The 24,960-nt window shown below is 71.7% G+C and carries 21 protein-coding genes; 9 read left to right on the top strand and 12 right to left on the bottom strand.

What is annotated here, in order from left to right; all coding sequences use genetic code 11:
* The first annotated feature begins 17 nt into the window (after positions 1 to 17).
* The gene (locus E1287_RS03845) at positions 18 to 908 is read left to right on the top strand and encodes an alpha/beta fold hydrolase (protein ID WP_131963399.1); all 891 of its coding nucleotides are present in this window, start codon (positions 18 to 20) and stop codon (positions 906 to 908) included.
* Positions 909 to 950: 42 nt separating this feature from the next.
* Here the strand turns inward: E1287_RS03845 and fxsT are convergent, their stop codons facing one another.
* The 4 genes from fxsT to E1287_RS03825 all read right to left on the bottom strand — a co-directional run bounded on the left by fxsT (position 951) and on the right by E1287_RS03825 (position 8,721).
* Entirely contained in the window at positions 951 to 4,937 is a 3,987-nt protein-coding gene (fxsT, locus tag E1287_RS03840; RefSeq protein ID WP_131963398.1) for an FxSxx-COOH system tetratricopeptide repeat protein, read from the bottom strand.
* Positions 4,938 to 4,954: 17 nt separating this feature from the next.
* A complete protein-coding gene (locus E1287_RS03835; protein ID WP_131963397.1) occupies positions 4,955 to 6,151 on the bottom strand; it encodes a TIR-like protein FxsC in 1,197 nt (398 codons plus the stop codon).
* A gap of 74 nt (positions 6,152 to 6,225) precedes the next feature.
* Positions 6,226 to 8,523 carry an FxsB family cyclophane-forming radical SAM/SPASM peptide maturase gene (locus E1287_RS03830; RefSeq protein ID WP_131963396.1) on the bottom strand — a complete coding sequence of 766 codons (2,298 nt, stop codon included), beginning with the start codon at positions 8,521 to 8,523 and terminating at the stop codon, positions 6,226 to 6,228.
* An 18-nt stretch (positions 8,524 to 8,541) separates the two neighbouring features.
* Complete coding sequence (locus E1287_RS03825; protein ID WP_131963395.1) at positions 8,542 to 8,721, bottom strand: hypothetical protein; 180 nt, start codon at positions 8,719 to 8,721, stop codon at positions 8,542 to 8,544.
* A gap of 356 nt (positions 8,722 to 9,077) precedes the next feature.
* On the opposite strand from E1287_RS03825, the gene E1287_RS03820 reads away from it, so the two are divergent.
* Positions 9,078 to 9,956, top strand: coding sequence for a DUF4231 domain-containing protein (locus E1287_RS03820; RefSeq protein ID WP_165968866.1), 879 nt, complete (start codon positions 9,078 to 9,080; stop codon positions 9,954 to 9,956).
* Between the two features lie 79 nt (positions 9,957 to 10,035).
* Positions 10,036 to 10,527 (top strand): hypothetical protein, encoded by a 492-nt coding sequence (locus tag E1287_RS03815; protein WP_131963393.1) that lies wholly within the window; start codon positions 10,036 to 10,038, stop codon positions 10,525 to 10,527.
* Here E1287_RS03815 and E1287_RS03810 read toward each other — a convergent pair whose 3' ends face one another.
* The 6 genes from E1287_RS03810 to E1287_RS03790 form a co-directional block, all read right to left on the bottom strand.
* Positions 10,528 to 11,337 carry a VOC family protein gene (locus tag E1287_RS03810; protein ID WP_131963392.1) on the bottom strand — a complete coding sequence of 270 codons (810 nt, stop codon included), beginning with the start codon at positions 11,335 to 11,337 and terminating at the stop codon, positions 10,528 to 10,530.
* A gap of 64 nt (positions 11,338 to 11,401) precedes the next feature.
* Positions 11,402 to 11,956 (bottom strand): hypothetical protein, encoded by a 555-nt coding sequence (locus tag E1287_RS03805; RefSeq protein WP_243718581.1) that lies wholly within the window; start codon positions 11,954 to 11,956, stop codon positions 11,402 to 11,404.
* A gap of 30 nt (positions 11,957 to 11,986) precedes the next feature.
* On the bottom strand, positions 11,987 to 12,973 hold the full coding sequence (locus tag E1287_RS03800) for a DUF5954 family protein (RefSeq protein WP_131963391.1): 987 nt from the start codon (positions 12,971 to 12,973) through the stop codon (positions 11,987 to 11,989).
* A gap of 58 nt (positions 12,974 to 13,031) precedes the next feature.
* The gene (locus E1287_RS03795) at positions 13,032 to 14,255 is read right to left on the bottom strand and encodes an alpha/beta hydrolase family protein (RefSeq protein ID WP_131963390.1); all 1,224 of its coding nucleotides are present in this window, start codon (positions 14,253 to 14,255) and stop codon (positions 13,032 to 13,034) included.
* A gap of 106 nt (positions 14,256 to 14,361) precedes the next feature.
* Positions 14,362 to 14,496, bottom strand: a complete 135-nt coding sequence (locus tag E1287_RS46225) for a hypothetical protein (protein ID WP_279503112.1) — start codon at positions 14,494 to 14,496, stop codon at positions 14,362 to 14,364.
* Positions 14,497 to 14,563: 67 nt separating this feature from the next.
* The gene (locus E1287_RS03790) at positions 14,564 to 15,532 is read right to left on the bottom strand and encodes a TIGR03557 family F420-dependent LLM class oxidoreductase (RefSeq protein WP_131963389.1); all 969 of its coding nucleotides are present in this window, start codon (positions 15,530 to 15,532) and stop codon (positions 14,564 to 14,566) included.
* Positions 15,533 to 15,833: 301 nt separating this feature from the next.
* Here E1287_RS03790 and E1287_RS03785 point away from each other — a divergent pair, with 301 nt between their 5' ends.
* The 3 genes from E1287_RS03785 to E1287_RS03775 all read left to right on the top strand — a co-directional run bounded on the left by E1287_RS03785 (position 15,834) and on the right by E1287_RS03775 (position 17,836).
* Complete coding sequence (locus E1287_RS03785; RefSeq protein ID WP_131963388.1) at positions 15,834 to 16,139, top strand: hypothetical protein; 306 nt, start codon at positions 15,834 to 15,836, stop codon at positions 16,137 to 16,139.
* Positions 16,140 to 16,238: 99 nt separating this feature from the next.
* Positions 16,239 to 16,490, top strand: a complete 252-nt coding sequence (locus E1287_RS03780; protein WP_131963387.1) for a hypothetical protein — start codon at positions 16,239 to 16,241, stop codon at positions 16,488 to 16,490.
* The gene (locus E1287_RS03775; protein ID WP_131963386.1) at positions 16,490 to 17,836 is read left to right on the top strand and encodes a hypothetical protein; all 1,347 of its coding nucleotides are present in this window, start codon (positions 16,490 to 16,492) and stop codon (positions 17,834 to 17,836) included. Before E1287_RS03780 ends, E1287_RS03775 begins: the two co-directional genes overlap by 1 nt.
* A gap of 55 nt (positions 17,837 to 17,891) precedes the next feature.
* Here E1287_RS03775 and E1287_RS03770 read toward each other — a convergent pair whose 3' ends face one another.
* Together E1287_RS03770 and E1287_RS03765 are read right to left on the bottom strand one after the other, a co-directional pair.
* Positions 17,892 to 19,112, bottom strand: coding sequence for a PP2C family protein-serine/threonine phosphatase (locus tag E1287_RS03770; protein WP_131963385.1), 1,221 nt, complete (start codon positions 19,110 to 19,112; stop codon positions 17,892 to 17,894).
* Positions 19,113 to 19,215: 103 nt separating this feature from the next.
* On the bottom strand, positions 19,216 to 21,042 hold the full coding sequence (locus tag E1287_RS03765) for a serine/threonine-protein kinase (RefSeq protein ID WP_131963384.1): 1,827 nt from the start codon (positions 21,040 to 21,042) through the stop codon (positions 19,216 to 19,218).
* A 317-nt stretch (positions 21,043 to 21,359) separates the two neighbouring features.
* Here E1287_RS03765 and E1287_RS03760 point away from each other — a divergent pair, with 317 nt between their 5' ends.
* The 3 genes from E1287_RS03760 to E1287_RS03750 all read left to right on the top strand — a co-directional run bounded on the left by E1287_RS03760 (position 21,360) and on the right by E1287_RS03750 (position 24,954).
* Positions 21,360 to 22,223, top strand: coding sequence for an arpA protein (locus tag E1287_RS03760; RefSeq protein ID WP_131963383.1), 864 nt, complete (start codon positions 21,360 to 21,362; stop codon positions 22,221 to 22,223).
* A gap of 66 nt (positions 22,224 to 22,289) precedes the next feature.
* Positions 22,290 to 23,102 carry a class I SAM-dependent methyltransferase gene (locus E1287_RS03755; protein WP_165968865.1) on the top strand — a complete coding sequence of 271 codons (813 nt, stop codon included), beginning with the start codon at positions 22,290 to 22,292 and terminating at the stop codon, positions 23,100 to 23,102.
* Positions 23,103 to 23,154: 52 nt separating this feature from the next.
* The gene (locus E1287_RS03750; RefSeq protein WP_131963382.1) at positions 23,155 to 24,954 is read left to right on the top strand and encodes a choline/carnitine O-acyltransferase; all 1,800 of its coding nucleotides are present in this window, start codon (positions 23,155 to 23,157) and stop codon (positions 24,952 to 24,954) included.
* Positions 24,955 to 24,960 lie beyond the last annotated feature (6 nt).

Below are 24,960 nucleotides of genomic sequence, written 5' to 3'. Positions count from 1 at the left end.
GAGAACGGAGGACTGTCTTGACGAGGGTCGTTTCCACGGCGGACGGACGAGAACTCGCCGTGGACGAATGGGGGGTCCCGACCGGTTTTCCCGTCTTCCTCCTGCACGGCACGCCCGGCAGCAGGCTCGGACCCATCCCCCGCCCCATGGTCCTGTACCAGCGCGGGATCCGGCTCATCAGCTTCGACCGTCCCGGCTACGGCCGCTCCGACCGGAGGCGCGGGCGCGTTGTCGCCGACATCGCCGACGACGTGCGGCTGCTCGCCGACGTCCTCGGCCTGGAGCGGTTCGCCGTCCTCGGCCGGTCCGGCGGCGGCCCGCACGCGCTCGCGTGCGCGGCGCTGCTGCCCGGCCGCGCCACCCGCGCCGCCGCCCTGGTCGGCCTCGCGCCCGCCGAGGCGGAGGGCCTGGACTGGTTCGAGGGGATGGCGGCGTCCAACACCAGGGAGTACATGGCCGTGCGGGGGCAGGGGCCGCTCGTCGCCGACCGGCTGCGCTCCATCGCCGACCGGATCCGGGCCGACCCGGCGCGGCACGTCGCGAACCTCTTCGCCGAGCTGACCCAGTCGGACCGGCGCGTCGTCCTGGAGTCCGGGATGCGCAGGCTGCTCCTGGAGACGTTCCAGGAGGCGTTCCGGACGTCCGCCGACGGCTGGATCGACGACCTGCTGGCGTTCTGCGCGCCGTGGGGGTTCGAGCTCGGCGACATCGTCGTCCCGACCATGCTGTGGCACGGCGCGAACGACACCTTCTCCCCCGCCGGGCACTCCCGCTGGCTGGCCGACCGGATCCCGTCCTCGACCGTCGTCGTCCAGCCCGGATCGGCGCACTTCGCGGCGTTCAACGTGCTGCCGGACGTCCTGTCGTGGCTGGCCCGCCCGGCCGCGCCGCACCCGGAACGGAACTAGCCTCGGTCAGACTGGGCGCACCCGGAACGGAACCAGCCCCGGTCAGACCGGGTGCAGCTCGAAGTCGCGGTCGACGCGCAGGCCGTCGCGGACGGCCGCGATCAGCGGATGCGGGCGCTGCTCGCCGAGCCTCAGCAGCCCGGCGACGGCCCGCTCCCGCAGCTCCCGCGCCTCCGACACCCGGCCCATGCCCTCCAGCGTGACCGACAGGTTGCCGCGGCAGAAGCACGTGTCCGGATGGTCCTCGCCGTACACCCTGACCAGGCCGGCGAGCGCGTCCCGCTCGCGCGCCTCGGCGTCCTCGAAGCGCCGCGCGTCGCCGAGGCAGTTCGCGTGGTTGACGGCCGCGAGCAGCACCAGCGGATGGCCGGGGCCGAGCAGCCGCACGAGCAGCGAGGACGTCTTGGCGGTGAGCGCGACGGCCGTGTCGAGGTCGCCGGTGTAGCGCAGGTAGCAGCCGAGGTTGTTCTCGATCATCACGGTGTACGGGTGCTCGTCGCCCATCTGCGCCCGGTGCCGGGCGAGCACGGCGCGCGTCCGGTCGCGGGCCCCGACGAGGTCGCCGAGCTCGCCCATGCACGCCGCGACCTCCAGGTCGGCGGGCAGCGTGTCCGGAGACTCCGGGAAATGCCGCTGGTAGCGGGCGTAGGTGTCCTCCGCCAGCGCGAGCGCCTCCTCCCGCAGCCCGGCGCGGCGCAGCGACACCGCGAGGCTCTTGCCCGTCCGCAGCGTGTCCAGGATCTGGTCGCCGAGGACGTCCACGTACCGCCGGTACACGTCGCGGAGCTGGACGACGGACTCGTCGTACCGGCCCGCCTCGCGCAGGTCGCGGGCCACGTTCGCCTCGGTGAACAGCGTGTAGGGGTGGTCGTCGCCGAGCTGGGCGCGGCGCAGCCGCAGCGTCTCGGTGTCGTAGCGGTAGGCGCTCTCCCAGTCGCCGGTCAGCCGGTAGTCGACCGCCAGGTTGTGCGCGATCATCAGCGTGCGCGGGTGCTCCTCCCCCCACGGCGTGCCCGCCTGCTCGTAGGTCTGCAGGTCCAGCGCGAGCGCGCCGCGGTAGTCGCCCATCGCCCGCATGTCGGCCGCCAGGTTCCCCGCGGTGATCAGCGTGTGCGGGTGCGTCGGGCCGAGCGTCGGGGAGCTGCGCTGCCGCTCCAGGACGTCCTGGTCGAGGTCGTACGCCTCCTGGAAGTTGCCCTGCGAGCGCAGCACGTTCGCGATCTGCGACCGCAGGAACAGCCACTGCCAGTGGTCCTCGCCGAGCTTGCCGCTCCACTCGGCGACCAGCTCCTGCCCGGCCGCCATCGCGCTGTCGAACACGCCGCGCTTCCACTGGTACCGGACGAGGTCGGTGAGCATCTGCCGGACGTCCTCGTCGTCGCAGCTCGCCGCCCTGGACGGCTTCACATGCGGCAGGATCTCCTCCAGGTTCGGCCAGTTGCCCGGATCGTCGGTGTCGCCGTGGCTCGGCCGCGCGCCCAGCAGGATCTTGTGCACGTCGTGGCAGGTCGTGTCGGTCAGCTCCGGGTCGAGCCCGTGCCGGATCACGGCCTGGACGAGCGGGTGCACCCGGATCGACTTGTTGCCCTGGTCGACCTTCGCCAGCGCGAACCGGCTGATCTCCCGGACGTGCTTGCCGATCACCAGCGTGTCGCGGACGGTCTCGTCGTAGGCGGCGAGGATGCCGGCGGTGACGTCGCTGTAGACCAGGTCGAGCGAGATCGGCTCGGACGAGAAGAACGCGAGCAGCTCCAGCAGCCGCGCCGCCGCCGGGGACGCCTCCCGCAGCTGCCGGAACGTGACGCTCCACGTCATCGCCACCGACTGCGGGAAGCTCTCCGCGCTGCGCTCCAGCGTGGACGCCGTCTCGTTCTCCAGCGCCTCCAGGTACTCGCCCGCCGGCATGAACGTCGACGCGAGCCACGCCGCGGCCTGCTCGATCGCGAGCGGCAGGTAGCCGAGCGCCGTGCCGATCTTGCGGGCGCTCTCCTCGGAGATGTCCTGGACGCGGCGGACGAGGTGCTCGGCGGCCTCCTCCTCGGTGAACACGTCCACGGCGATCGGGTTGGCGAGCTCCGTCCACGCCGGGTCGCGGGACGTGATGAGGACGTGCCCGTCCCCGCCGGGCAGGTACGGCTTCAGCTCCTCCGGGTTCTCCGCGTTGTCGAAGATCAGCAGCCAGCGGGAGGTGGGCTCGCCGCGCCGCAGCGCCTCCAGCGCGGCGCCGGCCGCGTCCGCGATGTTCTCCCCGACGCGCAGCCTGAGCTGCGGCTGCTCGGCCAGCGTCGCCAGCGCCAGCCGGATCGAGTCGGCCGACTGCGCGCTGATCCACCACACGAGGTCGTAGTCGGCCTTGAACCGGTGCGCGTACTCCAGCGCCACCTGCGTCTTGCCGACGCCGCCGAGCCCGTGCAGCGCCTGCGGCATGACGATCCGCTGCGTCGTCCCGAGCAGCTGGTCGCGGATCACCTCGAGCAGCCGCCCGCGTCCGGTGAACACGGCGTTGCGGCGGTCGGCGTTCCAGATCTCCGGCGCGGTCCGGGCGGAGCCGGGGAACCGCGGGCCCACCCGCGAGTGCTCGGCCGGATGGTCGAAGGTGTAGCCCGGCCTGCCGAGCGCCCGGACGAGGGCCTCGGCGCCGTCGCGCTCCCCGAGCCCGGTGAGGTCGAGGGGCAGCTGGTCGGTGAACGCCGTCCGCAGCGCGGCGTCCTGCACCCGGACGGTCGTCAGCCTGCGCTGCGGCGCCGCGGTGCGGCTCGCCAGCGACTCCCACACCCGCAGCGCGTCCGGCGAGCTGACCGCGTCGGGCGAGAGCAGCACGATCGTGTGCTCGCCCGGCTCGTCGCCGGGGACGTCGCCCGTCGCGGCGTCCACGCTGCGCCGGTCGACGCGGAACCCGGCGCGGCCGAGGACCAGCGCCATCCAGTCGACCCACGGGCGGTCGGCGGAGACGTAGCTGATCAGCACGTCGGAGACCTCGGTCGGGCCGCGCCGGGTGAACCGGTCGAGGGTGGCGAGGCGCAGGTCCTCCTCGACGGGCCGGTACTCGCCCACCCGCCCCTCGGTGATCACCTTGGTGAGCCGCTCGAACGCCGCGAGCATCGAGTTCGGCGAGCCGGGCGCGTCGCCGAACGTCGCGAGCGTCTCCTCGAACGCGTAGTACGGCCGGTACGGGATCTCGATCGACAGCCAGTACCCGTTGGCCTCCTGCCGGGTCATGCCGCGCGGGAAGCGGTCGAAGCGCCCCCGCGCGTACGCCCGCCCGGCCTCGACCTTCGCGTTCTCGCCGAAGTCGATCCGCATCGGCACCGGCAGGATGCGGATGGGCCGCACATGGTCGCGCTTGTCGATGTTGTGGGCGATGTCGGCGGCGCCGTCGATGCTCTGGTAGCTGAGCGTGAAGCAGTCGACGAGGACGTCCGGGAAGTGGAGCGTGCAGATGTCGGCGATGTCGCTGTAGCCGGTGCGGCTGTCGATCAGGACGTAGTCGTAGTGCCGCCGCATGTCCTCGCGGAGCGCGTCGAAGAACTGCCCGCCGCCGAGCCGGCCGTAGAAGTGGTCGAAGTCCAGGGCCCGGGTGAGGGACGAGTAGTTCCTGTTCTGCCGCCCCGCGGAGATGAAGTCGAGCGTCCCCTCGTCCTCGAACTCCCACTCCAGCGTCACCGCGTGGCGCAGCACCTTCGCGTAGTCGCGGTGCCAGTCGCGCTGGTCGTCCTCGTGCTTGTTCGTCGTCGCCCAGGAGTACTCGTCCAGCATGTCGATGACCCCGGGCGTCGAGGTCAGGATGTTCTGGTCGAGGAACGGATGGAAGAACTTGTGCAGCCCCGGGGATTCGAGGTCCCAGTCGATGACGAGCACCTTCAGCCCGGCGGCGGCCATGATCCAGGCGACGTTGGCGAGCGCGGTCGTCCGTCCGGTGCCGCCCTTGTAGGAGTAGAAGGTGACGATGGTCCCGCCGTCCGGCTTGTCGGCCGCGCCGGGGGTGATCGTGCTGTTCGCTGGGTTCGTCAGGTTCGCTGGGTTCGTCATGAAGTGTTCTCCTCGCCTCAGGACTCCGGGTCCCTGAGGGTGGGCCGGGACATGGACGGCGGAGTCTGCGGCGGATGCACGCTGGTCGTCTTCAGGAACCGGGTGAGCGCCTCGTTGACGGCCTTGGGCAGCGCGTCGCGGAACGCGGCGGGCGACGTGACGCGCATGGCCGAGCCCTTCAGCGCGGACCCGTTCGGCAGCGCCTCGGCGAGGTCCTCGCCGAGGTCGTCGGCGGCGTCCGCCGTCTGCCGGTCGTCGGAGTTGAACGGGGCCAGGACATGGACGGGGTCCTGGTCGATCTGCCGGAGCCGTTTGCCGAGGTCCCGGTCCCTGACCGCCCACGGGTCGACGACCAGCACTCCGGGCGCGCCCGCCGGCTCCTGCGGCGGCTCGTCGGCCGTCTCCACGATCGACTGGTGGCCGAGCTCGCTGAGTACCTGCTCGGCGAACGAGCCGATCGGCAGCGTGTGCCCCTCGCCGCGGAACGGCGTCCACTCGCGAGGCGTCCGGCCGTAGTAGTAGGTGTCCCGCTCGGGCGGCAGGTCGTCGATCGCCTGCGCGGCCAGGGTGAGCCGCACGGCGGGGCGCTTGGACCCCGGCGCCGCGTCCGCGAACGGGCTCTGCACCGAGGCCAGGGACGGGACGGCGCCGGACGGCAGCGCGCATTCGGCCGCCCGCTCCTTCACGACCGTGGCGAGCCGCAGCACCGTCTCCTTGTACTGCTCGCGGAAACGGCCCAGTTTCATGATCCCGTAGAGGCCCTCCAGCGCGTACGCGGACGGGAATTCCGGTGGAACGTTCTGCATGCTGTGGAGCGGTTCGGGGATCTCGCTGATGTCCATCTTCGTCCACCAGGCCGGAATGATCGCGGGCGGACGGTCGAGCCCGGCGGTCTGCGCGTGGTACCGGTTCAGGAACGCCGCCCATTCCTTGCCGCAGTACTCGCTGGTGAAGTAGGGCGGGGAGAACAGCGCGACGAAGACGCGGCAGTTCGCGAGCGCGTCGGCGAGCTGATCGGGCCACTCGCTGCCGACCGGAATCTGCCTGTCCATAAAGCCGGGATTAAGCGCGCCCGTAGCCTGGCCTATGTCATGGCAGAGGTCGTTGAAGAACTTCGCCACCCAGCGGTCGGAGTCTTCGGGGCGGTAGCGCGACCTGGCATAACTCAGGAAGAAGTACGGGCGTCTCTCCTCCGCCTGAATTCTCCCCGCCATGCCGCTCCCCTCCGGGGTCCCATCAATGTATAGCGGCAGGGCCGGGGAGATTACAGCCCGTCAAATGTGGAGTTTTACCGATTCGCCGGGGTGGGCGGGAGGTCCCACGACTCCAGCGTCCGGCGCATGGCCGCGACGAACTGCTCGCCGAGGCCGGTGAGGGCGCCCGAGTCCTGGAGCGTGCGCGCCGCGGTGACCGTCTTGGGGTACCAGTCGGCGAAGTGGCGGGCGGCCTCCGCCGCGGCGGCCGCGTCGTCCGACCGCGTCCGGCGGAGCCAGAAGTCGGCGACGGCGATGTGTGCGTACGTGCCCTGCAGCAGCCCCTCCAGCGGGCGCGGGTCGCGGCGCCACGGCGCGTGGTACAGCCGGTCGTCGGACTTGTCGTACAGGTCGGCGAAGTCGAGGACGGCGCCGAGCTTCACATGCTGGAACTCGTGCAGGATCAGCAGGCACAGCATCGCGGGGCTCTCGGGCAGCGCGATCCCGACCGAGCCGTAGGCGTCCCGCGCGGCGGAGCTGACGCTGGCGCCGGACGCGGGCGGGTCGAGCGGGACGATCGTCGTCAGCGCCTCCGCGATCGCGGGCGCGTACTCCGCGTACTCCTTCTCCAGCAGCGTCCACGCCTCCTGGAAGAAGGACTGCCACCGCGCGAACTGACCGGCGTCGAGGCGCGGCGCGGCGGGGTGGTCGTGGCAGTCGCGGAACGGGTCGAGGTCGTCGAGCGCGACGGTGAAGCACCCGGCGGTCAGGAGGCGGACGGGTTCGAGTGGTCCGGCGCCGTCCACCTCAAGGCTTCCGGCGTCGACGCGGACGGTGGTCTCCCGGCGGCCCGGCACGGCGTAGCGGCCGATGCCCGGGAAGTAGACGGCGCCGTCCCGCACCGGGACGGTCAGCGTGATGTTCTCCAAGGCCCGCATGGCGGCCAGGCACGCGACGGTCGCGAGGAGCCCGTCGTCGCCGTCCGGTTCCGCGGCGCCGGGCCGGTCCAGGGCGCGGAGGCGTTCCACCGCCCAGGCCCGCACGTAGGGATGCGACAGCGCCCAGTCGTAGGCGTCGGGGCTCGCGGCCCCGATGCGCTTCACGGCGTCCCAGCCCGGCGACGCACCGTCCTCTGCCCCTCGTCCCCCGACCGCGGCGATCACGGCGCGGCGGCCGATCGCCTGCGCGGCGCCGAGCCGCGCGATCGAGGCGCGGTCGCCGTGCCCGGTCGCCACGGCGCGCACCACGTCGGGCGGCAGGACGTGCGGATGGCGGGCGATGCGCTCGTGGACGTGCTTGACCAGCGCGAACAGGTCGGCGCAGTAGACGCTGGGGTTGGCGAACCCGGACCCGTCGCCGTGGTACCGGTGGGCGAACAGGCCCCCGCCGCAGGTGGCGACGACCGGGCATTCCCGGCAGGTGCCGCACAGGGCCGCGAGCCCGCCCTGCCGCGCCTCGATGCCCGCGTTCTTCGCGACGTCGTCGACGGAGTGCCCGAACACGTCCATGCCGGTGTCCGGGGCGCCGTCGAACGCCGTCTTCAGGGAATCGGCCTGCTCATAACTGCCGTCGGTCTCGACGACCAGCAGGTCGCTGGGCTCCAGGCCGAGCGACTCGGTGAAGCTCGGCCCGCCCTGGGACGCGCTGATGATCGAGTCGAAGATCCGCACCGGGACGGGACGGCCGTCGTCCAGCCACCGGTCAGCGATGATCTTGAGCCAGTCGGCGTACGCGGTCGGGGACCATCCGGACCGGGACGTCCGGGGCGGCGGGCTGTCCCAGGTGTGGTGGGGCCAGAGGAGGTCGATCGCGGGCGGTTCGTGCGCGATGAGCGCCTCGTAGACGGCGATCGGGTCGTTGGCGATGTCGATGGTGCACAGCAGGCCGGAGTAAAGGTCGGGATAGTCGGCGCGGAGCAGTTCGATGGCCCGGACGACCTTGTCGTAGCTGCTGCGCCCGTCGCGGTACAGGCGGTGCCGGTCGTTCGCGGCGCGGTCGCCGTCCAGCGAGATGCCGACCTTGACGTTCTCCTCGCGGAACAGGTCGCAGAACCGCTTGTCGAGCAGGACGCCATTGGTGTGGACGCGTAAGTCGATGTCGCAGACGCCGAGGAGCGGGGCCCGCAGTGCGGAGATGAGGGCGGCGAGGTGGCGCGGGCCGGCCAGCAGCGGCTCGCCGCCGTGCAGGACGAGGCCCACCCGCGCGAGACCGTGGCCGCGCGCGTGGTCGGCGATGCGCTCCGCCGCGCGCTCCATGGTGGCCACGGTCATCTCGGCCGGACGCCTCCGCCAACCCTGGTCGGCGTGCTCGAATACATAGCAGTGGTCGCAGGCCAGGTCACATCTGCCGTGAACCTTGAGCACGAATTGGCGGAACAGTGTTGACGGAGGCATGACTGCTGTAATGAGATGTCAGATGAAGGAGTTGAACGCCGCGACCCGGACTGCCTCCGAACCGTCGCCGGACTTCTCATCGGTTCTGGTCAACCGTGCGACGATGCGGGCGGCGTCCGCCTCGAAAGCCAGCTCCTCGGGAGTCATCTCCCGCAGGTCGGCGAGTTCCGGCGCGCCCGCTTCCTCAACAATATTCATGATCGTCCATCCGGCCTTGGCTACAGTGCGTGGCGACATTATGCCCGTCCGCGAGAACAACTATCGTGCGGGCCGACGTTACGGCGGGCCTTGGATACCGCACCATCGAACTTTTGTGCAGACCATAAACTCGCCGCATCCGCCAGCGTCCCACAACCCACTCATCGTGTCTCGAATTTTGGCCGTGCCGTTATCAGTTCGAGCCCGGTGCACATCGGCGAAAGTTCCTGATCCGATGCGAACTTCTCGCCCGCGGTTCAGGGATCCGGTGACCGGAGCCGGACAACCTCGAGTGAGCTGTGTGGATTTGTGCACACACCCTTGACGCGGACAACAGCCCCCATTCCACTCAAAGTGTGGAGGCACTCGCCGAATCACACTATCCAGCCCTTTTCCGGGCAGCCGACACGAGCGCGTCCGCAGGGCAGCACCGGCTGCTCGCCGCGACCGCGCTCCGGCTCGCCGCGCTGCTGACGGCCGCCGTCCTCGGCACGCTCACGGTCGAGGTGGGCCGGATCGACGCGGCGGCGGTGATGGCGGCCGCCGGGCTCTGCGTGGGCCTGGTCGTCGAGGTGTACCTGCTGACCGAGCGTCCCGACCGGCAGTGGTACGAGTCGAGGGCGGCGGCCGAGTCCGCCAAGACTCTCGCGTGGCGGTTCGCCGTGGCGGGGCAGCCGTTCGGCGCGGAGGACGTGGACGACCGCGCCGCCGAGTCGCTGCTGCTGCACCGGTTCGCGGTGATCCGCGGCAACCTGCGCGGCCTGGTCGTCGACGCCGACGGCGGCGGCCTCCAGGTGACCGACGAGATGCGGGAGCTCCGCGGCCGCCCGCTGGACGTGCGCCGGCGCGCCTACCGGGCCGGCCGGATCGAGGACCAGTACCGCTGGTACTCCCGCCGCTCCATGCAGCACGGCCGCAGCGTCGCGCGCTGGTCGGTGTTCCTGGCGTCGCTGGAGGCGTGCGGGCTGGTCGCGGCCGTCCTGGAGGCGGTGGGCGTGCTCTCGCTCGACCTGCCGGGCATCGCGGGCGCCGTCGCGGCGGGCGGCCTCGCCTGGGTGCAGACCCGGCAGCACCAGCAGCTCGCCACCGCCTACGGCATCGCGGCGCAGGAACTCGCCGAGATCGCCTCGCGGATCGAGTGGCCGGACTCGGAACCCGCCTGGGCGCATTTCGTGGACGAGGTCGAAGAGGCCATCTCGCGGGAACACACCCTCTGGTGGGCGTCCCATGTGTGACGTAATCGACCGGCGCGGACGACAGCGGCGTGCTACGACGGGCGGCGGGCCGGCGCCCGTCAGAAAGGCGGGGGAGCCGATGCGGATCGCCATCACGGGACACCGCGACCTCGACGAGACGACCACCGCCCGTGTGGACGCGGCGATCCGCGAGCTGCTGCGGGACCACGGCACGCGGGACATCGTGGGCGTGTCGTGCCTCGCCGACGGCGCCGACCAGATCTTCGCCCGCGCCGTCCTGGAGCTCGGCGGGCGCCTGGAGGTCATCGTCCCCGCCACCGGCTACGCCGCCGCGCTGGGCGCCCGGGCCCGGCGCGGCTTCGAGGAGCTGAAGGCCCGCGCCGCGGTGGTGCTGCCGCTGCGGCATCCAAGGCCCGGCCCCGGCCCCTACCGGGAGGCCGGGCTGGCGATGCTGGCGCGCGTCGACCGCCTCATCGCCGTCTGGGACGGCGCGCCCGCGCGCGGACGCGGCGGCACCGCCGAGGTCGTCGAGTACGCCCGGAGGCAGAAGATGGACGTGCAGGTCATCTGGCCCGCGGGGGCGACGCGCACCGGCGCCCCCGCCACGTGATCAAGGACGGGCGGGTGCGGCGGGCCGTCCGGAGACGTCCGGGGTGATGACGGCCAGCCGGGCGCCGGCGGGGTCGGTCATGACGGAGAACCGGCCGGGCCGGATATCGGTCGGCGGGACGTGGACGGTCGCACCCAGCGCGGCGGCACGGCCGGCGGTGGCGTCGCAGTCCTCGACCCAGAAGTACGGGATCCAGTGCGGCGGGAAACCCTCCGGCCACCAGCTCTCGATGGGCAGCATCCCGGCCACGGACCAGTCCCCGATCTTCCAGTTGGTGTAGGACGGCGCGTAGTAGGAGCGGTCGACGGCCGTCCAGCCGAACACCCTGCCGTAGAAGCGGCGCGCGTCCTGGACGTCGGTGCTGGCCAGCTCGACCCAGCACGTCGCGCCCGGTTCGTCGATGACGCCGGCGCCCGCCAGGTTGTACGGCAGCCAGAGGGCGAAGTCGGCGCCCTGCGGGTCGGAGCACAGCGCCATGCGCCCGAGGTCGGCGACGTCGGTGGGCTCGACGCTCACCGCGCCGCCCGCGCCGCCGACGGCGTCGAGCGCGGCATCGAGGTTCTCGACGCGGAAGTAGCACGTCCAGGACGCGGGCTCCGTGTCGTCGGTGAGCGAGTTGAGCCCGGCGACCTCCGGGCCCTGCGCGCCGTCGAGCGTGAAGATCTCGTTGTCGCCCCACGCGCCCAGGGTCAGCGTGTAGGAGTCCCATCCGAAGACGCCGCGGTAGAACTCCTTGGACGCCCCCACGTCCGGGCTGGTCAGCTGGGTCCAGGCGGCGGTCCCGGGGGCGTGCTCGGTGACCTCGGGCATTCCTCCACGGTAGGAACGGCCGCGCAATCTCCTTTGCCGCGAACCGCCAAAACGTGCCCAATGTTCAGACGCTGTCGACCGTTTGGAGCAGGCCCCAGACGAAATGGGCCGCGAACGTACCGTCGGGCGTGGTGAGGGTGGCGTGCCAGCGGCTGGGGGCGTCGCCGTCCTGGTGGGCGACGGTTCCGAAGCGTGCGGCGACGTCGCCGACGACGCAGGACCACGGGACGAGGTCGTCGACGCCGTCGAGGCGCGGCATGGGGACGCCGTCGTCGCGGACGAGCCATTCGTGCGCGACGGAGCCGTCCGGGGCCATCATGATCTCGAAGCGCAGGCCCGGCCACAGCGAAAGCCCCGTCCACCAGGCGATCTCGCAGGTCACGTCGCCGATGCTCCGCTGCTCGACGGCGCCGGGCGGGCCGAGGACGGCCTCGTAGCGGCGCTGCCCGCGCGGGAACGTCCGCGACCGGAGGATGCGCTGCCAGCGGGCGTTGACCTCCCGCATCTCGGTGCGGGACGCGTCCAGCGCGCGCATCGCGTCCTCGACGAGGCCGGGCTGGTAGTCGGCCATCCGGCGGAGCAGCACGAGCTGGAACTCCCGCCGCGCGAATCCCTTCACCGCCGCCACGCTACCGCCGCGGCCGTGCGCTCACTCGTCGTCGGTGATCCCCAGGCCGTGCGCTTCCTCGGGGTCGGAGGTGAAGGGCTCTTCGGGGTCGTGGTCGGACGGGCGCGGGCGCTCGGGCCCGTCCGGCCCGACCCGGACGACGTACTCGAAGCGGATGACGCGGAACCGGCGTCCGAGGACGGTGACCTCGGCGCGGCGCGTCCCGTCGCGGAGCAGGCCGGCGGCGGCCCGGTACTCGGCGAGGACGTCCGGCGACGACGGCAGCATCATCGGCACGATCGTGTCGAAGTAGGCGGCCAGGTGGTCGCGGACGCAGGCGGGGCTGTGCAGGAACGGGCCGTGCGGCGGCCACGTCCCGTTCTCCTTCTCGGCGGCGGCGAACCGGGCGGCGAGCCGGGCGACGCGCGGATGGGTGGCGAGCGCGCGGCGGGCGTCGCGGGTCACCTCGGGCGGGACGATCGGCCCTTCGGGGACGTTCTCCCACCGTTCCCCGAGCAGTTCCGGCGATCCGGGCGCTAGCGCGGGCGGGAGCAGCCCGTGGTCGAACCGGTGGGCGTCGCGGCGCGTGCGTGGCTCGGGCAGGTCGTCGGGGTCGGTGGGGCGGGGCGGCTCGGGGCCGTCCACCCCGAAGCGGCAGAACCGGTCGGCGCGGACGACGCGGAACACGCGCCCGGCGACGGTCAGCTCGTCCGGACGACCGCGTTCGAGGCGTGCGGCCCCTTCCCGGTATTCGTCGCGGTCGGCGGCTGAGGACGCGGTGGCGGTCCGGGCCATGTTCCGGAACCACCAGGCGAGGGAGTCGCGGGCGTCCTGCGGCGTCATCCGCTCCATCCCCGACATCATCCAGCCGCCGTGGACCCGTTCCATCACTCCGTACGTGGGCCCGTACCAGAGCACGAGCGGGTGGGTCCGCTGCGCGCGCACCTCGCCGAGCCACGCCGGCGACGACGCGGCCGACAGCAAAGGGGGCAGATCACCGGCGAGAGCCGCACCATCACTACCCGTCATGCCGTCCATCGTCACAGGGCGCGGGGGGTCGGCGCTCGCGATTCGGCCATTCGGCAGGTCAGGACTTGCGGGCGCCGATGGCGGCGGCGATGGCGGGCCAGCTCCGGTCCAGCTCGCGCTGCCAGTACTTCCAGTTGTGCATGCCTGGCCCGTAGAGGCTCGCGGTGACGGGGACGCCCGCTTCCCTGGCGGCCCGGACGAAGTTCGTCGTCATCACCCCGGCGAGCTGCTCGCCGATGCGTCCCGCATGCCACGGCACAGTGTTGGGGTCGTCGTAGGGGCCGGGCTGCCCGTTGCCGGACGAGACGTAGACGCCGGTGCCTTTCAGCTTCGACACCATCACAGTCGCGTCGTGCGCCCGCCAGTTCTCCCGCGCGGTGATCGGGTCGCCCCAGATCGCGGTGCCCGCCTCCCGGTTCATCGACGTCAGGATGGCGGGCATGCCGGGCGCGGTGATGTTGAGCGACCCGCTGTAGGACGCGGCGTACCTGAAAACCCCGGGACGTCGTTCGGCATAGGTGATGGCGCCCTGCCCGCCGGACGACAGCCCGATCGCGGCGCGCATCGACCCGGCGCCGAAATTGCGTTCCATCAACGGAATGACCTCGTCGATGTGGAAGGTCTCCCATTCCGGGATGCCGCCCTTGCCGCCGTTCCACCAGTTCGTGTACGAGCCTTTGAAGCCGCCTTCGGGCATGACGACCATCACGTCGTACGAGCCCGCGGTCTTCTCGATGTCGGAGTCGTGCGTCCAGGATCCGTAGGTGTCGTTGCCGCCGTGGTAGGCGTACACGACGGGCCACGACCTGCTGCTCCTCGCCGTCCATCCCTTCGGGACCATGACGCGCGTCTTCACCTTGGCGCCCAGCGCCGGGGACGCGATCGTGACGTCGAACTGCCGCGCGCTCAGCCTCTTGACGCTGCTGATGGCGGCACCGTCGGGCGCCTTGAGGTACCCGCCGGACCCGGCCCCGCCCGGCAGACGCGGCCTCGTGGCGCGACCGGCCGCGTTGGTGTCGGGGTCGTCGGGGCTGGGCGACCCGTCGCCCGTCTTGAACGGGTTGGTGCCCGGCGGGACGCGGGGCAGCTTCGGCGAAGGGGTGGACCCGGGCTTGGTCGGGGGCCCGAAGGACGGGACCGGCTCGGCGTTCCCCCGGCCCTCCGACCGCTCCTTCGGCACGCCGACGCCCGCCTGCGCGAGGCCGACCATGACGGCGGGCAACAGCACGACCGCCGCCGCCGTCCCCGCGATGGCGATCTTCCTGTCCGTACGTTTCTTCATGCGCTCCCCAGCCGACCGCGACACCCTGTGATCGAGCGCAGGGCGCGGCACTCCCGCCCGCCGAAGAAACTACTGTTCCCGCCATCGAAGCCGCAAGCATTGACAATCAATGCAATAAAGGCGACACGGCCGGTGACGCGGCGTCACCCGCCCCGCTCGCGTTCAGCGCCTGCCTGGCCGTCATCCACGGCATCGCCCGCGGGCCGTCCGGGTCGTCGACGTCCACCTGCGCCAGCGACACGCAGTTAGCCCCTCGGCCAATCCCGGCGGTGAGGGCGGTTCGCAGGCCTTGACGGCGCTTGGCGTGTCTAGGGGAAGTGTTGGCGGAGGGTGGGGAGGAGGTCTGCTTCGGCCCAGGTGCGGAAGTCTTTTTGGTGGTCTGGGCCCGATTGGCAGAAGGAGATGTGGGTGAAGCCTGCGTCGGCCCACTGCTGGACGGCCTGGACGTAGTCGTCCACGTTGTTGCCGCAGGGGACCGACTTGGCGACGTCTTCGGGACGGACGGTCCCGGCGGCGGCCTCGAAGTTGACCGGGCCTGGGAGTTCGGCCATCACCTTCCAGGCGGGGGCCGAGAACCTCCAGATGCGGTGGGCGCGCTGGACGCACTCGTCGTAGTCGTCGCCGTAAGCGACGGGGATCTGGCCGTAGACGGGTTTGCCTGCGCCGCCCTCCTTGTGGAAGAGGTCGACGACGTTGCCCACGGGCTGGTCTGAGATGAGGAGGTCGGCGTGGCGGGCGGCGAGGCGGCCGGCGCGGGGGCCGTAGGCGGCCATGCCGATCGGGACGGGGCGGTCGGGCAGGTCGTACAGTTTCGCGGAGTCGACGGTGAAGTGCCGGCCGCGGTAGTTGACGTAGTCGCCGCCGAACAGCGCCCTGATGATCTCGACGGCCTCCTCGAACATCTCGTGCCGGACGTCCACCGAGGGCCAGCCGCGGCCGACGACGTGCTCGTTCAGGTTCTCGCCCGAGCCGAGGCCGAGCGTGAACCGGCCGTCGGACAGGACGCCCATCGTGGCGGCCTTCTGCGCCACCACCGCCGGGTGGTAGCGCATGATCGGGCAGGTCACGAACGTCATCAGCGGGATGCGGTGGGTGGCCTGGGCGAGCGCGCCGAGCACCGACCAGGCGTAGGCCGAGTGGCCCTGGTCCTCCAGCCACGGGAAATAGTGATCGGAGATGACCGAGTAGCCGAAGCCGGCCTCCTCCGCCTCCACCAGGTCGGCGACGAGTTGCTTGGGCGGCGTCTGCTCGCAGAGCAGTGTGTATCCGAATTCCATGTCGGCTCGCCTACCCGTCCGGACGGGCCGAATCGTCAAGACATGGTCAGGCTCGGTATCCGAGAAGGTCGACTAGGTCGCCGGCCATTTTCTGTCCTTCCTGGTCAGCGCCCCTTGCAGGCCGTGCGCCCGTGCCGCCCCCGGACTGCCGGGCGCCACGGCGGGCCTGGCGGGGCCTTACTTGGCCACTGTCAGTGACATCTGCTATACGTAGAGCTACCTCGCCTCGACCTGAGGCGTGGAAAGGGACATCCGGTATCCACCTTGAGAACCGGGCGTGACAAGGGAGAAAAGGAACCACATGAAGTCCTTCAGCTACAGCGAGCTGGACAAGCTGACCGGCGAGGTCCTGCCGGAGCGCGCCGTTCTGTCCACCCTCCTCGTCGGTGGCGGCGACGACAACGAGAACGAGAACTTCAACCTCAACCACGGCCACGGCCACGGCCACGGCGGCAGCGACAGCGGCACCACCGCGGTCGTGCCGAACTGCCAGGCGGTCAACAACAACCCGCAGGGCGGGCTCGTCGGCGCGCTGGGGCTCAGCTCCAACAACCCGACCTCCTCGTTCACCTGCGCCAGCAGCACGGTGGTCGCGTCGGACCACTGATCCGGCACGGCGTAACAGCGGGCCTCGGCCCGCTTGGGAAGGGCTGGCGTTCTCCCGCCAGCCCTTCCCCCTCTTTCCGGACAAAGCGAAAGCGAACCGATGAGCGAAACGCACCCTCATACCGTCAGCTACGCGGACCTGGACCGGCTCGTCCCCGAGGTCCTCCCCGGGCGGCTCCTGCTGTCCGCCGCCGTGCCGCTCGGCGGCGACGACGGCAGCACCACGATCGTGTACGCCTGCCAGGCGACGCACTCCCCCGGCACCGCCGGCCTTCTCGGCACGGGCCTGTTCGCGCAGGCGCCGTACTCTTCCCTGACCTGCGTTCCCGGCACCGTCGTCCAGCAGCACTGATGGGCACCCCCACCACACCGTCCGTGGACGGCGCCGGCCCGCCCGCGGCCCTCACCCTGCCCAGGCTCGTCGACGGCGCGGAACTCCTCGGCGAGTTCAAGAACTCCGGATACCGGGAGCCGCCTCAGCTCGTCCGGCTGCCGAACGGCCAGCTCGTCCGGCTGCCGCCGCTGCTGTACATCGTCGCCAAGGCGCTGCGGGAGCACCGCGAGCTCGCGGGCGCCGACGTCGCGCAGGCCCTCGACCGGGTCGCCGGGACGGTCAGCGAGGAGGCGGGCGCGCGGCTCACCGCGGAGCAGATCGTCTACCTGGCCGACCAAAAGCTCGCCCCGCTCGGCGTCACCACCTACAGCGACGGCACGGAGCCCACGTCGGTCAAGGCCGACCCGTTCCTCGCGCTGAAGTGGCGGATCGCGGTGTTCCCCGAGTCGTTCACCTGGTTCGTCGGCGGCCTGTTCGCCTGGCTGTTCCGGCCGGTGGTGCTGGCGCTGATGCTCGCCGCGTTCGTGGCCGGCGAGGCGTGGATGCTCACCACCGGGTCGGTGGCGGACGCGTTCGCGGCCACGATCCTCAACCCGGTCAGCATCCTGCTGGTCATGGCGCTCGGTGTCGCGTCGGTCGCGTTCCACGAGTTCGGGCACGCCAGCGCCTGCCGGTACGGCGGCGTCCGGCCCGGCGTCATGGGCTGCGGCATCTACCTCGTCTGGCCGGCGTTCTACACCGACATCACCGAGTCGTACCGGCTCGGCCGCGGCGGGCGGCTCCGCGCCGACCTCGCCGGCGTCTACTTCAACGCGATCTTCATCGTCGGGCTGGCGCTGGCGTACCACCAGACGGGGTTCGAGCCGCTGCTCGTCACCGTCCTGTACGTCAACCTGCAGATGTTCCAGCAGCTCCTGCCGACGCTGCGGTTCGACGGGTACTACATCATGTCCGACCTGATCGGCATCCCCGACCTGTTCAAGTACATCGGGCCGATCCTGCGCCGGACGCTGCTGCGCCGCCCCCGCGACGCGCAGCTGGACGACCTCAAGCGCTGGCCGCAGATCTTCGTCACGCTCTGGGTGCTGACCGTCATACCGGTGCTCGTCTTCCAGATCGGCCTCATCCTCAGCCAGGTCCCCGAGCTGGTCGCCAAGGACTGGTGGATGATGCGGCGGCTCGCGTCCGAGGCCGCGCACGGCGCCGGGGTGCTCGAGCTCGTCACCTCCGGGCTGCAGATCGTCCTGCTCGTGCTGCCGCTGGCCGGTGTCGCGCTGATCCTGTACGGGGTGGGCCGCGGGCTCGTGCGGTGGGCCGTCCGGTACGTGCAGGGCCCCGCGCCCGGGTCGATGACCGGTCCCTGATCACGCCCGGACGAACGCCGGGCATCCCCGTCGCGGGGGTGCCCGGCGTTCGGCGTCAGGTCTGCTGCATCGGTTCCATGGCGTCCCTCGAGGTCGCGGACGGGCCGTGCCATTCCAGGATGAGGACGGTGGCGTCGTCGTCCAGGCGTCCCTCGTGGTGTTCGAGGATGCTGCGGACGAGCCGCCGCAGCGTCTCGGGGACGGGCAGCCCGTCGGCCTCGCGCTTGATGATGAAGTCGGTGAACCGGTCCAGGCCGAACTCCCGCTTGTCCGGGTCGCGGGCCTCCACGATGCCGTCGGTGTAGAGCAGGATCCGGTCGCCGGGCTGGAGCTGCTCGCTGCACAGCTCCGGGTCCACGCCGAGCCCCGTGCCGAGCGGCGCGCCGGGACGGCATTCCAGCGAGGTCACCCAGCGCCCCGCGCGGATGACCACCGGCGCGGGGTGGCCGTGCGAGATCCACGACACGACGCCCGAGAGGAGGTCGAGCTCCATCAGGACGGCGGTGACGAACCGTCCGTCGCCGTCCTGGTCGAGCAGAACCTGCTCGATCGCCCGCCCCGTCTCGACGAGGTTCGCCTTGTGGAGCCGGCTGTTGCGGCAGGCGGCGGTCGCGAGGCAGGACGTCAGCCCGGCGGTGGTGTCGTGCCCCATCGCGTCGAAGATCGCCAGGTGCACGGTGTCGCCGGCCAGCGCGTAGTCGAAGGTGTCGCCGCCGAGCTTGTACGCCGGTTCCAGCGCGGCGCCGATCACGACCTGATCGTTGGCGAAGGTCATCGGGGGGAGGAGCCGCCACTGCATCTCCGCCGACACCGTCATCTCCCTGGTGCGCACCAGCCGGGAGAGCGAGTCGCTGTACGGCCCCTTGCTGACGATCATCAGCGCGACCAGGCCGGCCAGGTACTCGGCGTCGTCCTTGGCGCGGTCGTCGTTCTGGCGGATGGTGGCCCGGAGCACCCCGATCCGCTCGGACCCGTCGAGGATCGGCATCCAGTACTGGCAGGTGCCGTCCTCGAACACCTGGCCGGTCACCGGCTCCACGGTCTGGAACGCCCGGCCCGCGATGGTGCCGTCGATCTTCAGGTCGGCGGCTTCCGGCCCCGGGTCCTGCCCCGCGTCCTCGCCCTTGCCGGTGAGCAGGCGCAGCACGGTCTGCTGCAGGTCCGCCATGTAGATCACCACGTCGTGCAGGCCCGCGTCCGCTGCGTGCCGGGCCACGGCGGCCGGCAGCTGCTCCATCGACATCAGGTGGCTGGCCGCCACGAGCTCTCTCAGCATCGGTCGCCGTCCCGCGTCATCCGCTCCCTGCCTGCCCTCATTCGGATCGGCATACCCACTGTGGCCGCGCCCATGTCGCCGGCCTCCAGGTCAGAGGCGCAGGTCAGCTGCGGGTCGGGGACGGCGCGGCGGGCAGCATCGCCGCGATCTCGGGCTTCAGCAGCTCGCGGACGGTCGCGTACGCGGCCCCGAAGTTCAGGTTGCCGCAGCCGTCGCTGCCGCCGGCGAGGTAGGAGAGCTGGAACTCGGCGGGCGTGAAGAACGCGCTCAGGGTCGGCGGAGTCGCCTGCGCCCCCGGAATGCGGGCCTCGCCGGGCAGGAAGTCGGAGCGCTTGAACCGCCCGTCGGGGCTGCAGTGATCCCACCGGCGCTCGCCGCCGACCGGGTGCTGCGCGACTAGCGAGCGGATCCGGGTCACGCCCGCGTCCGTCAGCGCGGTGGGACGGAACACGTCGGCGTTGGTGAGCCTGCGGCCGGTGCGCAGGTCGACGGTGACGACCTCGCCGCCGGGCGACCCGTCCGCCTGCTGGCACCAGTCGGTGAGCTGGAAGTAGCGGACGGACACCAGCCGCGGGCCGCGGAGCCCGAGCCTGGTCTGCACGCCCAGCTTCACGGGTTTCCCCTGGCAGTTGACCTCGGCCGAGCTCGCCCGCGCCATCGCGATCAGGCGGTCGATCGGGCCGCGCAGCTCGGCGTTGATCCGGCGTTCCAGGGCCGGGTCGCGCAGGCCGCTGACGGTCGGGAAGCTCGCGTTCTGGAGCTCGATCGGCGTCCTGCCGCCGGTGATCGTCCGGGTGTCGGAGGCCATGGTCACGACCGCGACGGGGGCGGGGGCCGGCTTCGTATCGTCCTGCGCGACGTAGACGCCGCCCGCCGTCGTGGCGACGACCGCGGCTCCGGCGGCGGCCATCGCGCCCTTGCCCGCGGTCGTGGCGAGGAAGCCCTTGCTCACCGACGCTCCCACGGTGCCGCTCGTTCCGGCGGCGCCGCTCGCGCCCGCCGTCCCGGCCGCGCCCGCCGTCCCCGCTGCGCCCGCCGTCCCCGCCGTGGCGGACGCCGCCCCCGGGAGCGTGAGCGCCGCGAGCGGGAACAGCGCGGCCAGCGCGGCGGCGGCCGCCGCCAGAGCGCGGACGCCCCGCTGCTCCCAGTCGCCCCCGTACGCGGCGGCCGCGGCGGACTCCAGCATGGTCACGAACGAGGCTGCGCCGAGCGGCCGCTCCCCCGGGTCCTTCGCCATGCCCCGCAGGACGAGCGGGCGCAGCGGCTCCGGCACGTCCGCGACGTCGACGGGCCCGGTGAGGTGCTGGTTCATCAGCACCGCCCGCTCGGCGGCGGCGAACGGCCGCCGTCCCGTCACGCATTCGTAGAACACGCAGGTCGCCGCGTAGACGTCGGTGGAGGGCGAGGACGCCTCCCCGCGCCACTGCTCCGGCGCCATGTACACGGGCGTCCGGGCGGACGAGCCCTGCCCGGCCAGCACGGCGACGCCGAAGTCGACCAGCTTGCTGAGCCCGTCGGGCTGCACCACGACGTTCGCCGGCTTGTAGTCGCGGTGGACGACGCCGACCGCGTGCGCGGCGGCGAGCCCGAGCAGCGAGCCCTTCAGGACGAGCAGCGCCGCCTCCGGGGCGAGCCTCCCGTGCTCGCGCAGCACCTCCTTCAGCGACGCGCCGTTGATCGCCTCCATCACGATCGCTGCGCCGTGCTCGCTCTCGGTGAACCGGTAGAGGCGCGCCACGTACGGGCTCGTCAGCCGGCCGAGCATCTGCGCCTCGGACCGCAGCGCCGCGACCGCCCCCGGATCGCCCTGCACGAGGTACTTGATCGCGACGGGCGTGCCCGACTGGGTGTGGTGGGCGAGGACGACCCGTCCCTGCGCTCCGCGTCCGAGTTCACGGTCCTCGGTGAATTCCGCCAGCCGCCAGTCCATCCCGCGCTCCCTGAACTTCCTCGCTCATGTTCCACAGGACGCTGACGCCGCTGCGTGAGGAAAGGTTCGCGGATCGTCCCGCCGATCGCCACCCCTGACCGGCCGGGCGACCCGCCGGGGTCCCGCGCGGGCAGGTGAGATGGGCCACAGGGGCGGCGGCGGGCGGGCTGGCCGGGGAGCGTCAGGGCGCGTCCGAAGGCACAGGTCACGGGCCCGCCTTATCGCTTTCTGCCGAACATTCCGGAAGGCGCTGCCAGGAATTGTCCGATGGATTGTGCTAAAACCCGTCTGAGGTTCGCCGACGCGGAAGGATCCTCATGGGCGCAGCGGATGCTCTCGGCCGGGTGATCGACACGGAGCGCTATCCGCTGACGGAACCCGGCGGCGGCGGATGGCGCGCCGTCGTTTCGCGGACCCGGGACGAGCTGGCGAAATCGGGATGCTGCGTCCTGCCCGACTTCATTCGCGCGCCATTGCGGGACGCGCTGCGCGCGGAATGCGCGGCGATCGCGCCGCACGCGCATTATGACGTCGAAACCGTCAACGCCTACAACATCGACGTCCGCACTCCATTGCCGGACGATCACCCGGGCCGGATCACGGTCGAGCGGGGCAACGCGTTCGTCCCCCGCGACCGCATCCCCGAGGACCTCATCGTCCACCGGCTGTATTCGAGCGGGCTCTTCCAGCGGTTCGTGGCGGCCTGCTTCGGGCTGCCGCGCGTGCACGAGCTCGCCGACCCGCTGTCGGGGCTGTGCCTCAACGTCGTCAACCCGGGGATGGAGCATCCCTGGCATTTCGACACCAACGAGTTCACGGTGAGCATGCTCACGCAGGAGGCCGAGGACGGCGGCGTCTTCGAGTACTGCCCCGGCATCCGGACGGCGGAGTCGGAGAACTTCGGCGACGTCCGCCGGGTGCTGACCGGGCAGGGCGGCGACCTCGTCCGGCGGCTCACGCTACGGCCCGGTGACCTGCAGCTTTTCCAGGGACGGTACGCGCTGCACCGGGTGAGCACCGTCACCGGGAGGACGGCCCGGCACACGGCGATCTTCGCCTACAGCGAGCGCCCCGGGGTCGTCGGCAGCGTCGCCCGGACGCGGCAGCTGTTCGGCCGCGTCCTGCCCGAGCATCTGGCGGCGGAGGGACGCGCCGTCCGGGTCGACCGGCTCCTCGACTAGCCCGGGGCCGTCCCCACCGACCCGACCGGCACGACTGGCTCGACCAACCCGACTCGGAGGACCTCCGTGCGCGTCGACACGACCGGGAAGATCTCGCTCGGCCACATCTACACGCGGCCCGATCCCCGCGCCTACTTCTCCACGCTCCGCGACCTCGACTACAACATCCCGGAACTGGCCAAACCGCACTTCCGCGGGCTCATCGCCGAATACCGGGAGGCGCATCAGGTGCCGGTCCCGACCGTTCTGGATATCGGCTGCTCCTATGGCATCAATGCGGCCCTGGTGAAATACGGCATCACCATGGGCGACCTGTACGATCGCTACAGCGGCCGCGACGCCCATCGGCACACGCGCGGAACGCTGCTGGCCCGCGACCGGGAGTTGGTCCGTTCCGTTGAAGGTGAAAACCGTGTGCGGTTCCTCGGCCTGGACGCCTCGGAGGAAGCACTTTCCTATGCGCTCGAGGCCGGATTCCTGGACGGCGCCGTCCACGCCGATCTGGAGAACGGCGACCCGACCGACGAACAGCGCGCGCAACTCTCTGGGACCGACCTGGTCATCTCCACCGGCTGCCTCGGATACGTCACCGAGCGCACCATTTCCCGGGTCGTCGGCGCGCACGGGGAACGGCGCCCGTGGATGGCGCATTTCGTGCTGCGGATGTTCCCGTTCGACGCGGTCGCCGAGACCCTCGCCGCCGCCGGGTACGAGACCGTCCGGCGGGGCGGGCTGTTCAGGCAGCGGCGGTTCGCGACACCGGAGGAGCAGTCGCTGGTCCTGGACCGCCTGGCGGACGTCGGCGTCGACCCGTCGGGCCTGGAGACCGGCGGCTGGTTCTACGCGCGGCTCTACATCTCGCGGCCGACCGACCGATGACCGATTCCGACCAATGAGCGACGCCGACCAATGACCGACAACGAGGATTGATTTGAACGCCAGCGAAGAACTCTCGTCCCGCACCTTCGGCAACGAGGCCGCCCTGCCGCGCGTGCCGCTGCCCACGCTCGACGCGACGTGCCGGCGGTTCATGGAGTGGTGCGCGCCGCTGCTGACCGAGGACGAGCGGGCGCGGACCGAGGCGGCGCTGGCCGACTTCGCCCGCCCGGACGGGCCCGGCCGCAAGCTGCAGGCGGCGCTGGAGCGCTATGACGCGTCCGAGGGCGTGCACAGCTGGCTCGACACGTTCTGGCCGTACCGCTACCTGGGCCGACGCGACCGGATCGCGCTGAACGCCAACTTCTTCTTCCTGTTCCGGGAGACGGCCGAAGACCAGGTGGAGCGCGCGGCCGGGCTCATCGCCGGCGCGCTGGACTACAAGCTGCGGCTGGACGGCGAACTCGTCCCGCCCGTCGTGCAGCGCGGCCGCCCGCTGTCGATGGCGCAGAACAGGTTCCTGTTCTCCACGACGCGCATCCCGGGCGTCCGGCAGGACACCGTCCGCGCCCCGTACACCGACGAATGGCCGGGTCCGTCGCAGGCCCGCCACATCGTGGTGTTCTACCGGAACAACGTGATCCGGATGGACGTGCTCGGCCCCGGCGGGCGCCCCCACACGCTGGACGAGCTGACCGCCGGCCTCGGCACGATCATGAAGGCGGAGGCGGCGCCCGAGCCGTCCGCCGGGCACCTCACCACCAAGGCCCGCGCCGAGTGGGCGGAGAGCCGCGCGGCGCTCCTCGCCGCCGATCCGCGCAACGCGGAGGCGCTCGACGACGTCGAGACGGCCCTGTTCTGCGTCTGCCTGGAGGACTTCACGCCCAAGAACACCCTCGACGCCTGCGACCACCTCCTGCACGGCGACAGCGGCAACCGCTGGTTCGACAAGGCGGTGTCGTTCATCGTGTTCGCGGACGGGACGGCCGGGATCAACGTCGAGCACTGCGAGCTGGACGGCACCACGATCCTCAGCTTCGTCGACGCGCTGCTCGGCACGCCGCCCGCCGTCCTGTCGCAGCGGTCGGGCGCGAAGTCGCAGGGGCTCCCCTTCATCGAGCCGATCGAGTTCGTCCTGGACGACGAGCTGCGGCGCGACATCCGCGACGCCGCGTCCTCGTTCGCCGCGTACGGCGCCGCGACAGCCACGACGACCGTGTCGTTCGACGGCTTCGGCGCCGACGCGATCAAGCGGCTGAAGATGTCGCCGGACGCGTTCGTCCAGATGGCGTACCAGCTCGCCCACAAGCGCGCGAAGGGCTTCGTCGGCGCCACCTACGAGTCGATCGCGACCCGCCAGTACCGCAACGGCCGCACCGAGGCCATGCGCGTCGTCACGCCCGAGGCGGTGCACTTCGCCGAGATCATGGACGATCCCGGCAGCGGCCGCACGATCCGCCGGGACGCGTTCCGCGCCGCCGCCGACGCCCATGTCCGGCGCGCGAAGGAGTGCCAGGCCGGGCAGGCGCCCGAGCAGCACCTGTGGGAGCTGCAGCTGATCCACGAGCGGCGCGGCGCGGAGCTCGGCGGCGCCGGACCGCTGCCGCTGTTCGAGTCGCCCGGCTGGCTCGTCATGCGCAACGACTACCTGAGCACCAGCTCGGCGCCGTCCGCGAACATCCGGTACTTCGGGTTCGGGGCGACGACCGAGCGGTGCATCGGCGTCGCCTACGTGCTGCTCCCTGACCGCCTCAACGTCTACCTCAGCACGCCGTGCCCGGTGGCGGACGCGATGGCCGTGTTCGCCGACCGGCTCCGGGAGGCCGTCCGCGAGCTGGCCGACCTGCTCGCCTGATCGGCG

Source organism: Actinomadura sp. KC06 (assembly GCF_004348735.1).
In the GTDB taxonomy this organism is placed as follows: Bacteria; Actinomycetota; Actinomycetes; order Streptosporangiales; family Streptosporangiaceae; genus Spirillospora.
The sequence above is the reverse complement of the archived record's forward strand: the minus strand, read 5'-3'. Positions and strand labels throughout refer to the sequence as shown.